This is a genomic window from Paenibacillus sp. JNUCC32, assembly GCF_014863545.1.
GTDB lineage: Bacteria > Bacillota > Bacilli > Paenibacillales > Paenibacillaceae > Paenibacillus_AQ > Paenibacillus_AQ lautus_A.
This window is the reverse complement of the sequence record NZ_CP062260.1, coordinates 653,234-665,601: the sequence shown is the minus strand read 5'-3', so window position 1 is coordinate 665,601 and position 12,368 is coordinate 653,234. Positions and strand designations below refer to the sequence as shown.

The following is a 12,368-nucleotide window of genomic DNA, read 5'->3' as shown; positions in this document are numbered from 1 at the left end:
TCATTCCTCCTCCAACATCGTTGTTTGTTGCTCATTCAAACCCATCGCGGCCAGAATCGTGCGGAATTTGGCCGAAGTCTCGGCCAGCTCCGCCTCCGCTATGGAACCGGTCACGATTCCTGCACCTGCGAACACCCGCAATAAGGTTCCTTCCGTTTCTGCGCAGCGAATCGTCACCGCCCACTCGCCATCCCCGTTGGCATCCGACCAACCGACGGCTCCCGAGTAGAAGCCGCGATCGAACGGCTCGATCTCTTGTATGGCATCCCGGGCCGCATCGGTCGGCGTGCCGCAGATTGCCGGCGTCGGATGCATCGCCAGGGCAAGCTCCAATGACGTTACCGATTCCTCCTTCAGGACGCCATTGATTTCGGTGGATAGATGCCACATGGCTTGGGTCTGTACGAGCGAAGGTTCGGCGGGAACCTCCAGCTTGCTGCAATAAGGCTGCAAGGCCGATGCCACGGCATCGATTACGATGGCATGCTCATATCGGTCTTTGGCGGATGACAGCAGGGCTGCCGCCCGCCGCTGATCTTCAGCGGGATCGGCGCTTCGTGCCGCAGAGCCCGCCAATGGATTTCCTTTGATTCGCGAACCCTTCTTCGTAATTAAGAGCTCGGGGCTTGCGCCAAACAGCGTCCGGGTGGATGCAACGGCATCCGGGCTTGAAGTGTGGGACAATTCGGGTGCCAACGGTACGGCAAACGTGTAGCCATGGGAGTGGTGATAAGCTAAATGAGTCAATATCTGTGGAATGGACAGGGCATGAGGAAGCGTGATATCCAGCGTTCGGGAAAGCACCGCTTTATGGAGTTTCTTTTGAGAAATGAGGTCCAGCAGCCGGTTCACGCCTTCCTTGAACGCCGTCGACTCCGGAACGGAAAGCACCTTGTAACTGGAAATTCGGGGCATTTCCGGATCCTCGCCTTCAGAGAATAGAAGGGAATCGTGCCACTGGGCCGAAAGCGGAATAAACAGACTGGCCGGTTTTTGAATGTCAAAAGGTATGGCGCCAACAACAACGGCATCCCGCCGTCCCGCTTGCTTCGCGAATTCCAGCAATTCACGGACGCGTTCCGGCAGCGTTCTGTGCCCGGTACCCGAGGAAACCTGCAATCTTGAATACTCTCCATGCGTTAACAGCGTCTTGCGAGGGGATGAGAAGAAGAAAGACGAACCGACCTGGTATTGTTCCATAAGTTGTGCAGCCTCCGCTGCGGTTGGAGCATCATAGCGTAACATTTCAGTCTCCTCTCTGCTTATGAGCCTACCTAGTATATTGAATTTAGAAAATCATCAAGCATGAAAACCCGTAAATGCTCAGCATCCCAACGTCGCGCCGCCATCCACGCATACGTCCTGCATCGTCATGTGCCCGGCCCGATCGGATACAAGGAAAATGACCGCATCCGCAATGTCCGAAGGGATTGCGATTTTGCCAAGCGGTATGCCGAGGCGGAAGGAGTCCGGCGCCCCCTCGATAATGGGCCTTGCACCATGTTCATCCTTCCATAACAAACGCTGCATTTCGGTATCCGTAGAGCCCGGGGAAACCACGTTACAGCGGATATGGTGGCGGGCATATTCGAGCCCCAGGCATTTCGTAAACATCGTGGACGCCGCCTTGGAGGCGGCGTAGGCCGACATTTGGGACCGCGGAACCTTGGACGCATTCGAGCCTACCGTCACGATAGCTCCGGAATGACGGCTCGCCATGCGTCTCACGACGGAGCGCGAGGTGTAGAATACGCCGTGGGTATTGACGTTGAAGTGGGCCTGCCAATCCTCGTCGGTAAGCGACTCGACCCCGCCGACCCGCAGCACTCCCGCAACGTTGACGAGAATCTCGATCGGTCCGAGCTCATCCTCAACCCGTTCGACCATCGCTTCAACCTCGGCACTGCGGCTCACATCCGTCTTGTAAGCCGCGGCATGAACGCCTGATCCGGATAGGTCGGCCGCAAGGCGGAGCAGCTCGGCCTCCTTTCGGTCGCAGGCCGCTACAACGGCTCCTTGCCGGGCAAGGGCCCGTGCCACCGCTTCGCCTATTCCTTGGGCGGCACCGGTCACGAGCGCTACTTTCCCTCTAATGCCTGCGCTCTCCATGGTGATCATCTCCTTCATGTTCAGGGTGAAGGGCAAACCGTAATGCTCTGCTGATGAGGACTGGCAGCACGGATAGATGCCCTTCCCCCTCAAACTCCTTGAATTCGGCATGCATGCCATACTCGGACAGAACAGCCAGACGTTCGGCGAGCTCAGATGCGCGGATGCAATTGCCGGTGACATGGGGCCTTTCGAGCTCTCCTGCGCCAAGCAGCAGCCGGACAGGATAAGGTTGTTCCTTGACCTGATCGGCATAGCGCTGCTCCAGCTCGCGTAAATACTCCGAATTCCAGTGAATAGAAGGGCTGCCGGCGATGTAACACGAGAACGCCTGCGGTTTGCTGAACATGGCATAGAGCGTGAACAGCCCGCCGAGGGAATGGCCGAATATCGTCTGGCGATGCCGGTCAATGTTGAACTCGCCCTCGATCTGCGGTTTCAGCTCCTCCTCGATGAACTGCAGAAACTCAGCCGCTCCCCCCTGCTCCGGCACGGAATCCCCGTCCAGCTTGTTCCTGAACTTCGTGTTTGGATAGGGCGTGTAATCATAGAACCGGTCCGAAGCATACTGCCCCTCCGTCTCGTAACCGATGCCTACAACGACAGCCGGCAATATCCCGGTTTTGTCCGGCCTGTGGCACTGCAGGCGCAGCGTCTCGACCATCGTGTGAAACACGCTGTTGCCGTCCAGTAAATAGATGACCGGATATCCGGACGGCGGGGCCGGTCCCGTCGGCTGTGCCGTTATGATTCGATAGTGGCGCCCGCCCCTCGAGCGCATCCCCCAATGCTCCGCACGGGTCAACACCACGCTGCGCCTCATCATGTCTACGGAAGTCGTATGATGGCTCATATGTTCCTCCTATTGACCCGTAATGGAGCGAACGACGTCATCCACGATTTTCTCGTAAGCGATCAGGCCGCTTCCCAGCCAGTATTCGTTATCGGCTTCATAGACCTGACCGTTCTTGACCGCGGGCATGCCTTTCCAGATCGGGCTTTCCGTCATTTCCTTCATGCGTTCCGTTCCTTGATCATAGGCGTTGATGACGAATATATAGTCCGCATCGAGCTGCGGGAGTATTTCCAGGGATAGGTTAGCTGCATTCTCGTTCTCGACCAGCTTGGACTTGCCCAGTCCCAGGTCCTGATGGATGACATATCCGCACAGGTAATTTCCGCCCATCAAACTGACTCCTCTGGGTGCGAAACGGATAATGGCCACGTTCTTGTCCCCCACCACGGAACTCAGCTTCGCCTTCGCTTCGCTTGCTTTTTGCTGATAATTTTTCAAGGCGGTCTCGGCCTCCGGCGCCTTCCCGAGCAGATCGCCCAGGGTGGTCAGCGATTTCTCGACATTCCCGGAAGCATTTTTGAATACGTACGTCGGCGCGATTTTGGCGTATTTTTCATAGGTGCCGTCCGCCGCGTAAGTCTCCGTGTGAAGCACGATAAGATCCGGTTCGTAGGACATCAGGGCCTCCGGCGAAGGCAAGCCTCCCGAAAAATCGATCAGGGGAATGCCGTCCAGCTCCTCCTGCAAATAAGAGTGTCCTTGCTTGCCGTTGGCCCATTGGGCAACGGGCTTCACGCCGAGCTTCAGCAAGGAATCTTCCATGTTCGGCGCAAACACCTTGTTCACCTCAGCCGGAATCCTCACTTCGTGCCCAAGCTCATCCGTTACCGTACGTTCCTCCTTCGTGGACGTCTCCTCACGGTTCGTCCCTGGTTCCTCCGTCGACGCTTGGCTGCTCCCTGCTTTGCCGGACGTCTCCACCGCTGCGGTCTTCACTGCCTCCTGATCGCCACCAGGCACCTCGGTCTCCGCCTTATCCCCACAGCCTGACAGCAAGCCTATGATGACGGCACAACACGCAAGTGCCGCTATATTGATCCTCCAAATTCTCTTTCCACGATTGAAACGTTTTGCCACAATGTATCTCCTCCTGTGATAATGATTCTCAATTAAGACGAGTATATATTACGTAGCAAACGATTCACCATGGCTTTTATCCAGAACTCCGTTTGGACTATCTCCTGTAAACAGCAGCATCGCCTCGTCCAGCATTCTCGTCACGGCAAGCGCGGAGTATTCGAACCAAGGATCGGACGAGATCGTATAGACCCTTCCTTGAGCGACGGCTCGAAGCCTATGCCACTCGGCGGAATGCTGGAGCGCGAGCCAATAGCGCCGCGATGCGGCTTCCGGGCATACCGCGATCAGAATCCGGTCCGGATCGCACCGCAGCAAATCATCCATCGTTATCTGCTGATTCCGGCTGGCATCAGATCGGCAAGCTCCCTTGAGCTGCAAATCCTGAAACAGCACTTCCTCAAGCCCCCGGTTACCGTAGGAATAGAGATTTTGCCCATATATCCGCAGCGCGGCAACACGATCATTCCCCACCACTTCCTGCATTCGCGAGCGTGCCCGCGCCACTTTCCGCTCATACTGTCCGATCCAGAACTGTGCTTGTTCTTCCTTGTTCAGGAATGCCGCGATCAGCTCCAGCTGCTTCTTCCACCCTGCATGGGACGGAACAATGAAGGTGGGGGCGATAGGCTCCAGCTTGGCGATTTCCTCTTCACCCAGATGATCCATGCCGATAATGACGTCGGGTTTGGCGCGGAACAGCTGCTCGATATTCTCCTCAAAGCGGCTGTCCGGATAAGGGTTCGTCAATTTCAAGCGGGACTTGATCTCCGAATTGTAGGCATTGTAATAAAACGGGGTCCACTTCGCATCAAGCGGCGCGGCGGCTGGAATGACGTTCAGCGCCACCAGCTGCCCGATGATCGCAGAAGAACAGGCCGCGATCAGCTGCCTCGAATTTCGGGCATATTCCGACGGCGACATGCCCACCTTCTTCTTGAATATCCGGCTGAAATAGAACTCGTCCTTATAACCAACCTTCTGTGCGATATCCCGAAGCCGATCGTCCGATTCGGCCAAGTAACGCTTGGCGTGATTCATGCGAACATGCGTCAGGTAATCAATCGTGGTCTGGCCGAATGTCTTCTTGAACAGGTCTACGAAATACTTGGGACAGATATTAGCCATTCCGGCCAGTCTGCCAATGGTTAACGCCTCGTGATAATGGCTGTCGATGTACTCCTTGATCTCCACCAGGCTGGTTTTTCCGCTGCGATCCGAATCCGATGCGTTATCTATGATCTGCTCTTCTTCCGTATGCATGAGCTGCCTCCTTTTTTCGATAAAACGATATGCAGGCGTGGGGTTTCAGATTTTATAAATGATAATGATTATCATTTTCATTTATAAAAATAGCATGATGCTTCTATCGTGTCAATCCAAATCTGGAAGGATATGCTTGTCTTCATCTTCTTAGAGAATGCGGTTAACCGGCTCCCATTCACGCAAAAAACCCGCCTTCGGGCACTTTTTCAAGTGTCCCATGGCGGGTTCTCGCTTCTGCAGTATTCAATTTTTACGACAAGCAGTATTTCACCAGCGCTTCGTGTACGCCGTCCTCGTTATTCGAAGCCGTTACCGCATTGGCGGCGGCCTTGACCTCTACCGGCGAATTATCCATCGCAATGCCCATGCCCGCGTAAGTGAGCATCGTAATATCGTTGAAGTAATTGCCGATGGCCAGCACTTCGTCCGGCCGATAGCCTCTTTTGGCTGCCAGCTGCTTCAGCGCATTTCCCTTGGATGCTTGGCTGTGCATCAGGTCGATAAAGAACTCGCCGCTTCGCAGCATGTTGAAGGGCAGGGTCCACTTGCTCCAATCCGCATAGACGCGGTCGATATCGGCGGATTCGCCGAATACCGTAAATTTCACGACCGGGTCCGACAGCTCCTCCCATGACGGCAGATTGCTTGGCAGCATCAAATAGTTTTCGTACATCGAACGTACCGGTCCGGCAAGCTCATCCACCTGGTCCACGTACATCTCGAAGGCGGTATTCACGTCAAAATGCACCCCGTGCTCACGGCAATATTTCATGAAGGGTTCCAGCTGACCCGGGTCCATGCCGAACTGATGCACGATGTGATGGGTCTCCACTTCGACCGTTGCCGCGCCGTTATGACTGATGACATAACCGCCGAGACCCATGCTTTTCATGAAAGGAATCGAATTCAGCGGCCCTCTGCCCGTGCACAGTACGATCTCTACCCCTTGTTTTGCGGCTTCCATCACGGTGTTCCTGGTCTTCTCCGTAATTTCGTGATGATCATTCAGCAGCGTTCCGTCTACGTCAAGCGCGACCAATTTGTATCCCATTCTCCATCCATCCTTTAAGTCTCTATTTCTCTATTCTGATCCGGCTCTTCCGATCAAAGCCAGTTCTTGCTCGGTCAGCTCCCGGTAAGTTCCGATCTCGAGATTTTCATCCAATCGAAGTTCGCCCATGCTGATTCTTTTGAGATACACGACTTTTTTGCCTACCGCCTCAAACATCCGCTTGACCTGATGAAATTTGCCTTCATGGATGGTCAGCGAGATGCGCGACAGCGAGACTCCGTCGTCCCGTTCCTCATGGGAATGGATCGCCAGCTCTCCGGGCAAGGTTACGTATCCGTCATCCAATGTGACTCCTGCGGCAAACCGACGCACATCCTCTTCGTCCACGCGGCCCTCTACGGTCGCTTCATAAGTCTTGGGAATATGCTTCCGGGGCGACAGCAGCTCATGGGCCAATTTGCCGTCATTCGTAAGCAGCAGCAGTCCTTCCGTGTCTTTATCCAGCCTGCCCACCGGAAACGGCTCAAAGACCCGATATTCCGCATCCAGCAGATCCAGCACCGTACGATCGCGCAGATCCTCGGTTGCCGAGACGACGCCCGGAGGTTTGTGCAGCATGAGATACACGTACTCCCGGTATTGAATGGTTTCCCCTTCAAACTCAATGATATCCGCGTAGGGATCCACATGTTTTCCCGGATCCTTCGTTACCGTTCCGTTGACGACGATGCTCCCCTGCTTCGCTTTTTTCTTTAATTCGGCCCGCGAGCCGAATCCTAGATTGGACAGCACCTTGTCCAGTCTTTGCGTAGTCCTGCCTTTGCCACTCATACCGATGTCCACCTCCACCCTGCCGGATACTCGTTCTTCAACATGCCTGACTGCCATTTGCCCCAGCCGGCCGAGTATCCGTCTATACACACTAACACATAACCCTTCGCTTCAGCACCCGGCCGGCACGTCACGCGTTCCTTCGGAATCGACAAGGTTTCCCCTTTCAAATACCGGACCGCTTCGCCGTCCTGGGAAGACAGGCTCACATGCCGGGCGGCCTCATCCGCTTGCAGCGCCGTGGCCAAAGGATGCCCCGGCACGAATCGTTCATTCTTCAGCTGTCCCATATACCATCCGGGACGGATGGCCTTCAGCTGCTTCAGACGCTCCTCCGGCAGTGGCGATACGTACACATGGCTGCCGTAGACAACGGGATATCCCTGCAGCTTTACGTGCAGCTGCTCTTGGATAAAGGCCTGGAACGGGTCGATCGAAATCGGATTGGATTGACGATCTCCCCCGCTTCGGCGGGATGCCTGCTGACGCGAAGCCCCGTTGCTGCCCCTCCCGGGTTTTCCCGGCCGCTCTTCCCGGAGAGCGGATTTCCCTTTACGCTCTCGGGATGAGTCGGCCCGCGGGGAGACAGCAAGCGAACCGTGGTTCAGGCTGCCTGTCTGGATCCAAGGAGCTTGGTCTTTCTCGGCCTCCCGGAGGTCCAGCTTACCTTCCCGCTGAAGCACGGCCATGAAATGCCCTTCGCCTCTGACCTTATGCGGCCACAATCGAGCGGTGCCGGCTAGCTGTCCCAGCACATCGTCCTTCACGTTCCCTTGGCCCGCCATCCAGTCCGTTTCTCCCGGGGAAAAGAATTCCGAATGATCCACCGGAACCACGCGAAAATCCGGATGTTCGCTCAGAAACTCCGCAATCATCCCTTCATTCTCTTCCGGAGAGAAGGTGCAGGTAGAATACACGAGCCGGCCTCCCGGGCAGAGCATGGCTGCCGCCGATTTCAGGATGTCCCGCTGCATCTCCGCAAACTTGAGCGGAGACGATTCCTCCCAGTACTTCAGCATGGATTCGTCTTTGCGGAACATCCCTTCGCCGGAGCATGGAGCATCAATCAATATTTTCGTGAAAAATTCGGGAAAAGCCCCGGCAATCCGCTCCGGCTCCTCATTCAGCACCACGGCATTCCGCACGCCGTACATCTCCAAATTTTTGGCCAGCGCTTTGGTGCGGTCCGGATGCAGATCATTGCTGATCAGCATCCCCTGCCCCTTCAGCTTCGCCGCAATCTGCGTGGATTTGCCCCCGGGAGCGGCGCACAAATCCAGTACCCGGTCGCCCGGCGTAACATCAAGCAGCTCGACGGGAGCCATGGCGCTCGGCTCCTGGATATAATAAAGCCCTGCATGATAGTAAGGGTGCCGCCCCGGGCGCTCCCCCTCCTGAATATAGTAACCGGTTGGACACCAGGGGATGGGCGCAAGGGCAAAGGGGGATATTTCCAAGAAATCGGACTTGCCGATCTTCAGCGTGTTCACCCGGATGCCGGCAAACGGGGGGTGTTCATAAGACTTCATAAAATTGTCATAGTTTTCGCCGAGCAGCGATTTCATCTTCGCCAGAAACGGCGAAGGCAGACGTAATGCCATACTAAGTACCTACCTGTTCTGTATCGTATCGGTTTGAAGTGTATGTTCGCACAGCCGAAGCGAACTTTCGCATGTTCCGCTGCGACTTTTAATATTGTATAATAAACTACATTAAAAAGGACAAGTCCTTGTTTATATTACTCATTAGGGGGTGGATCCATGAACCGCAAAAAAAAGAATAAATACACCGCGTTATACGCCTTCGGGGGAGTCTTCGTACTGTTGGTTGCCGCACTCGTTTTCTTGAACGGTCAAGGAGAAGCAAGCGATTTATACGGCGGCAAGAAGGTCTCCAGCCTGAACCCGGCTACACAGGAGCTCCTTAATGATCCGAATTACCAGCAAATCATTTTGCCGGATCAGCTGAAGAGCAAGGTCGACAACAAAGAGAACTTTTTCGTGTACTTCTTTGCTTCCGATTGTCCGCACTGCCGGGCGACGACCCCGGAATTGATGCCATTGGCCGATGACGCCGGCATTACGATGCACCAGTACAATCTCCGCGAGTATCAGGAGGGCTGGAGAGAATACAACATCGAGTTCACCCCGACGCTCGTATACTTCGAGAACGGCATAGAGAAGGAACGCATGGTCGGCGGATTGAAACCGGAAGGTTCCAGCGAAGGCTACTCCATCGACGACTTCAAGCAATTCCTGGATAAATACAAAGGGAGCGTGACGAAATGAACCGCACCCGCGCCATTCTCTTTACCTTCGTCATATCGGGCATGCTGCTGACCGCATGCGGCGGCAAAGAATCCGCTGCAAGCCATCAGCACGGCGCCGCTTCCGAACGATACGAGACCACGGCCAGCCTGACGGTGATGCCGGAGTTTCTGTCCAATTACACCGACAATACGCAAGCAACCTATGCCACGGTCGGAGAACTTGAGGACATTATCAAGGAAATCAAGTGCTACTGCGGCTGCATGGACGAGGAGACCGGCTATCATGATTCCCTTCACCGCTGCTTCATCGCCGAGAGCAAGGACGGCGAAGTCAAATGGACGGACCATGGTGCCCAGTGCGGCATCTGCCTGACCGAGCTGCAGGATGCAAAACGGCTCCATGACGAAGGAAAATCCGTCGAGGAAATCAAACAGTTCATCGATGACAAATATAAAGGCACCGAGTCCTGATCCATCGCATGATCATACAAAAAAAAGAGCTGCCCACAGTAGATCCTTCTACAGACGGGCAGCTCTTTTTTTACTTATTCTCTCGGCGCTACTTGGCATGTGCCCGCTCCGGCTTGCGCCGCTGCGGAATGTTCGGCTTGATCCGCTCCGATGCCAACAAAACCGCCCGCTTCAGCTCCGTATCCCCAATTTCGATCGTCAGATCCCTATAGGGGAACGGATGAACGTCATACGATAACAGCTGCTTGGCGTAGTCCCGCACCTCGCCTACCAGCTTCCCCATCGAGATCCCGAGTTCATCACGGGGATAGCTTTCGAGCCGGGAGGCGGCGCTTGTGAACATCTTGTATGCTCCTCGTACGTTGTTGTTCCGGAAGTGAAAGAGCCCGACGGCCACTTGCAGCAGCCCCTTGTACCTGGGATCGCGATCCCGCTCCAGCCACAACTCCTCTAACACCTCATGGCATTCGAAGTAATCCCGGTCCCGGTTGAAATAGACGAGGTAAGCGACATATAGCGGCTCATAGCTCATCTTCATTTACTTTCTTCTTGGCTGCCGCCAACAGCTCCTTCACTTCGTCCAGAAGCACCTTCATCTCATCCATGTCATGATCCTGCCATATCGCATTAAAGCGGCTCTGGAATGCGATCGCTTCATTGACCAGATGGAAAAAGTACAGCTTGTGTATCGCGTTCAGCACCTGCGTCGTAATATTGGAATCGTCCTCGAACTGCCGCTGCGCCTCCAAAATATCCTCACGGATGCTCGACATTTCCGTATCCAGCGTATTGGCCGCTTCTCCGGCCTTCTTCAGCCGCGCCCGAATGTCATCCGGCAGGCTTTCACGGTACTTGTAGCTAAGGGAATGCTCAATTGTAGCCCAGAAGTTCATGGCCAGCGTGCGGATCTGAATTTCGGCAAGCACCTTCTTTTGCCCCAAAGCCGTTTGCACCGGATATTCAATGATCATATGAAAGCTCCGATAGCCGCTCTCTTTGAAATTGGTAATGTAATCCTTCTCGTATAGCACAGTCAGGTCTTTCCGCGCCCGGATATATTCGGCCACCCGCCGAATATCCTCCACGAATTGACACATAATGCGAATGCCTGCGATATCCTCAATCCCGGTTTCCAACTGGTCCATCGGCACATTGAGGCGTTTCGCCTTGTCCAGTATGCTCGAAATCCGTTTGACCCGACCCGTTACGAATTCGATGGGTGCGTATTCCTCCCTTTTTTTCAGTTCGGCACGCATCGTCTTGAATTTGACCTTCAATTCCTCAACGGTCTGCTCATACGGAAGCAAAAATGTCCCCCAGTCTCTAACGTCCATCGCCTTGCCTCCTGTCTTTACCCCTTTACCGATGATTAGCGCCGACGGCTTCGGAAATATGGCTGAAGCCATCCCGTGCAAGCAGCTCCCGGAGACCGGAATGAAGCTTGCGGTTCACCTCTGGCCCTTCATAGATAAGTGCTGTATAAATTTCCACCAGGCTAGCGCCTGCGCGTATTTTGTCATAAGCGTCCCTTGCCGTAAAAATTCCGCCGGATCCGATAATCGGAAGCGAACCGCCGGTTTGCTTGTAGATCCGCGACACGATCTCCGTCGAGCGGTTCCGCAGCGGCTTGCCGCTCAGGCCTCCGGTTTCCTTGGCGTTGCTGTGCGTCAGGCCGTCCCGCGAAAGCGTCGTATTCGTGGCGATAATGCCGGAAACGCCGCTGGCGCTGATCGTATCCACCATGAATTCCAGCTCCTCATCGCTCACGTCCGGCGCAATCTTCACCAGAACGGCCTTCTCGCCCCCATGGATCTTCGCCTGCCGCGACATTTCGTTCATGACGGCTTCCAGCAGGGATGACAATTCGCTTCCATGCTGAAGGCTGCGCAAATCCGGCGTGTTCGGCGAGCTGATGTTGACAACAAAAAAGTCGCCATACGGAAATAAAGCTTGAATGCAAGCTTCATAATCATCGTTGGCTTTCTCGTTTGGCGTCGCCTTGTTCTTCCCGATGTTGACGGCAACCGGAATGCGGCGTTCCTTGAGTGCGGACAGCCTTTTGGCCATGGCCTCGGCCCCTTCGTTATTGAAGCCCATCCGGTTGATGAGCGCCTCATCCGGAGGAAGCCGGAACAATCGCGGCTGTTCATTGCCCGGTTGTCCCTTCGGGGTTACCGTGCCTACTTCCATAAATCCGAAGCCGATGGAGGAGAAGCCTTTGACGGCGTGAGCGTTTTTGTCCAATCCGGCGGCAAGTCCGACCGGCGTCGGGAAATGAAGCCCGAACAGGTCCACTGCCAAATCCGGCGTTTCGTTTACACCGTACATCCCCCGCATGACAGCGTCTGCGCCGACCACGCCGGAGGCACGTCCAAGGCCGCCAACCACAAGGTGGTGGGCTTTTTCGGGGTCCAGTCTAAAAAATATAGGTTTGCCTATGTTGCGGTACAGCACATCCACTCTTCCTCTCATCCAGT

At 55.0% G+C, this 12,368-nt stretch carries 13 protein-coding genes; 2 read left to right on the top strand and 11 right to left on the bottom strand.

What is annotated here, in order from left to right; all coding sequences use genetic code 11:
- From dhbC to JNUCC32_RS02985, 8 genes are all read right to left on the bottom strand, one after another.
- Window positions 1-1,245, bottom strand: a complete 1,245-nt coding sequence (gene dhbC, locus JNUCC32_RS03020) for an isochorismate synthase DhbC (RefSeq protein ID WP_192571040.1) — start codon at window positions 1,243-1,245, stop codon at window positions 1-3.
- A 78-nt stretch (window positions 1,246-1,323) separates the two neighbouring features.
- Window positions 1,324-2,109 carry a 2,3-dihydro-2,3-dihydroxybenzoate dehydrogenase gene (locus tag JNUCC32_RS03015; protein WP_192571039.1) on the bottom strand — a complete coding sequence of 262 codons (786 nt, stop codon included), beginning with the start codon at window positions 2,107-2,109 and terminating at the stop codon, window positions 1,324-1,326.
- A complete protein-coding gene (locus tag JNUCC32_RS03010; protein WP_192571038.1) occupies window positions 2,090-2,962 on the bottom strand; it encodes an alpha/beta hydrolase in 873 nt (290 codons plus the stop codon). The genes JNUCC32_RS03015 and JNUCC32_RS03010 overlap by 20 nt, the downstream gene beginning before the upstream one ends.
- Window positions 2,963-2,971: 9 nt before the next feature.
- Window positions 2,972-4,042 carry an ABC transporter substrate-binding protein gene (locus tag JNUCC32_RS03005; RefSeq protein WP_192571037.1) on the bottom strand — a complete coding sequence of 357 codons (1,071 nt, stop codon included), beginning with the start codon at window positions 4,040-4,042 and terminating at the stop codon, window positions 2,972-2,974.
- Between the two features lie 48 nt (window positions 4,043-4,090).
- Window positions 4,091-5,305 carry an ABC transporter substrate-binding protein gene (locus JNUCC32_RS03000; RefSeq protein ID WP_192571036.1) on the bottom strand — a complete coding sequence of 405 codons (1,215 nt, stop codon included), beginning with the start codon at window positions 5,303-5,305 and terminating at the stop codon, window positions 4,091-4,093.
- Window positions 5,306-5,558: 253 nt separating this feature from the next.
- Window positions 5,559-6,359: a Cof-type HAD-IIB family hydrolase gene (locus JNUCC32_RS02995; protein WP_015736678.1), complete on the bottom strand. Its 801-nt coding sequence runs from the start codon at window positions 6,357-6,359 to the stop codon at window positions 5,559-5,561.
- A 30-nt stretch (window positions 6,360-6,389) separates the two neighbouring features.
- Window positions 6,390-7,151: a pseudouridine synthase gene (locus JNUCC32_RS02990; RefSeq protein ID WP_096776043.1), complete on the bottom strand. Its 762-nt coding sequence runs from the start codon at window positions 7,149-7,151 to the stop codon at window positions 6,390-6,392.
- On the bottom strand, window positions 7,148-8,752 hold the full coding sequence (locus JNUCC32_RS02985) for an RsmB/NOP family class I SAM-dependent RNA methyltransferase (protein WP_192571035.1): 1,605 nt from the start codon (window positions 8,750-8,752) through the stop codon (window positions 7,148-7,150). Before JNUCC32_RS02985 ends, JNUCC32_RS02990 begins: the two co-directional genes overlap by 4 nt.
- A 159-nt stretch (window positions 8,753-8,911) precedes the next feature.
- Here JNUCC32_RS02985 and JNUCC32_RS02980 point away from each other — a divergent pair, with 159 nt between their 5' ends.
- Together JNUCC32_RS02980 and JNUCC32_RS02975 are read left to right on the top strand one after the other, a co-directional pair.
- Window positions 8,912-9,439, top strand: coding sequence for a thioredoxin family protein (locus JNUCC32_RS02980; protein ID WP_096776045.1), 528 nt, complete (start codon window positions 8,912-8,914; stop codon window positions 9,437-9,439).
- Entirely contained in the window at window positions 9,436-9,891 is a 456-nt protein-coding gene (locus JNUCC32_RS02975) for a PCYCGC motif-containing (lipo)protein (protein WP_090909435.1), read from the top strand. Before JNUCC32_RS02980 ends, JNUCC32_RS02975 begins: the two co-directional genes overlap by 4 nt.
- A gap of 88 nt (window positions 9,892-9,979) precedes the next feature.
- Here the strand turns inward: JNUCC32_RS02975 and JNUCC32_RS02970 are convergent, their stop codons facing one another.
- Genes JNUCC32_RS02970 through JNUCC32_RS02960 form a run of 3 tightly spaced genes read right to left on the bottom strand, consistent with a single transcriptional unit; the run spans window position 9,980 to window position 12,345 of the window.
- Window positions 9,980-10,423: a DUF309 domain-containing protein gene (locus JNUCC32_RS02970; protein WP_090909553.1), complete on the bottom strand. Its 444-nt coding sequence runs from the start codon at window positions 10,421-10,423 to the stop codon at window positions 9,980-9,982.
- Window positions 10,413-11,225: a GTP diphosphokinase gene (locus JNUCC32_RS02965; RefSeq protein ID WP_096776046.1), complete on the bottom strand. Its 813-nt coding sequence runs from the start codon at window positions 11,223-11,225 to the stop codon at window positions 10,413-10,415. Before JNUCC32_RS02965 ends, JNUCC32_RS02970 begins: the two co-directional genes overlap by 11 nt.
- A 25-nt stretch (window positions 11,226-11,250) precedes the next feature.
- Complete coding sequence (locus tag JNUCC32_RS02960; protein WP_175320810.1) at window positions 11,251-12,345, bottom strand: quinone-dependent dihydroorotate dehydrogenase; 1,095 nt, start codon at window positions 12,343-12,345, stop codon at window positions 11,251-11,253.
- Window positions 12,346-12,368: the final 23 nt, after the last annotated feature.

Coding starts and splice junctions, on each gene's coding strand:
- JNUCC32_RS02965 (WP_096776046.1), bottom strand. CDS start 11,225: ATGGACGTTAGAGACTGGGGGACATTTTTGCTTCCGTATGAGCAGACC.
- JNUCC32_RS02980 (WP_096776045.1), top strand. CDS start 8,912: ATGAACCGCAAAAAAAAGAATAAATACACCGCGTTATACGCCTTCGGG.
- JNUCC32_RS03010 (WP_192571038.1), bottom strand. CDS start 2,962: ATGAGCCATCATACGACTTCCGTAGACATGATGAGGCGCAGCGTGGTG.
- JNUCC32_RS03015 (WP_192571039.1), bottom strand. CDS start 2,109: ATGGAGAGCGCAGGCATTAGAGGGAAAGTAGCGCTCGTGACCGGTGCC.
- JNUCC32_RS02985 (WP_192571035.1), bottom strand. CDS start 8,752: ATGGCATTACGTCTGCCTTCGCCGTTTCTGGCGAAGATGAAATCGCTG.
- JNUCC32_RS03000 (WP_192571036.1), bottom strand. CDS start 5,305: ATGCATACGGAAGAAGAGCAGATCATAGATAACGCATCGGATTCGGAT.
- JNUCC32_RS02975 (WP_090909435.1), top strand. CDS start 9,436: ATGAACCGCACCCGCGCCATTCTCTTTACCTTCGTCATATCGGGCATG.
- JNUCC32_RS02995 (WP_015736678.1), bottom strand. CDS start 6,359: ATGGGATACAAATTGGTCGCGCTTGACGTAGACGGAACGCTGCTGAAT.
- JNUCC32_RS02970 (WP_090909553.1), bottom strand. CDS start 10,423: ATGAGCTATGAGCCGCTATATGTCGCTTACCTCGTCTATTTCAACCGG.
- JNUCC32_RS02990 (WP_096776043.1), bottom strand. CDS start 7,151: ATGAGTGGCAAAGGCAGGACTACGCAAAGACTGGACAAGGTGCTGTCC.
- dhbC (WP_192571040.1), bottom strand. CDS start 1,245: ATGTTACGCTATGATGCTCCAACCGCAGCGGAGGCTGCACAACTTATG.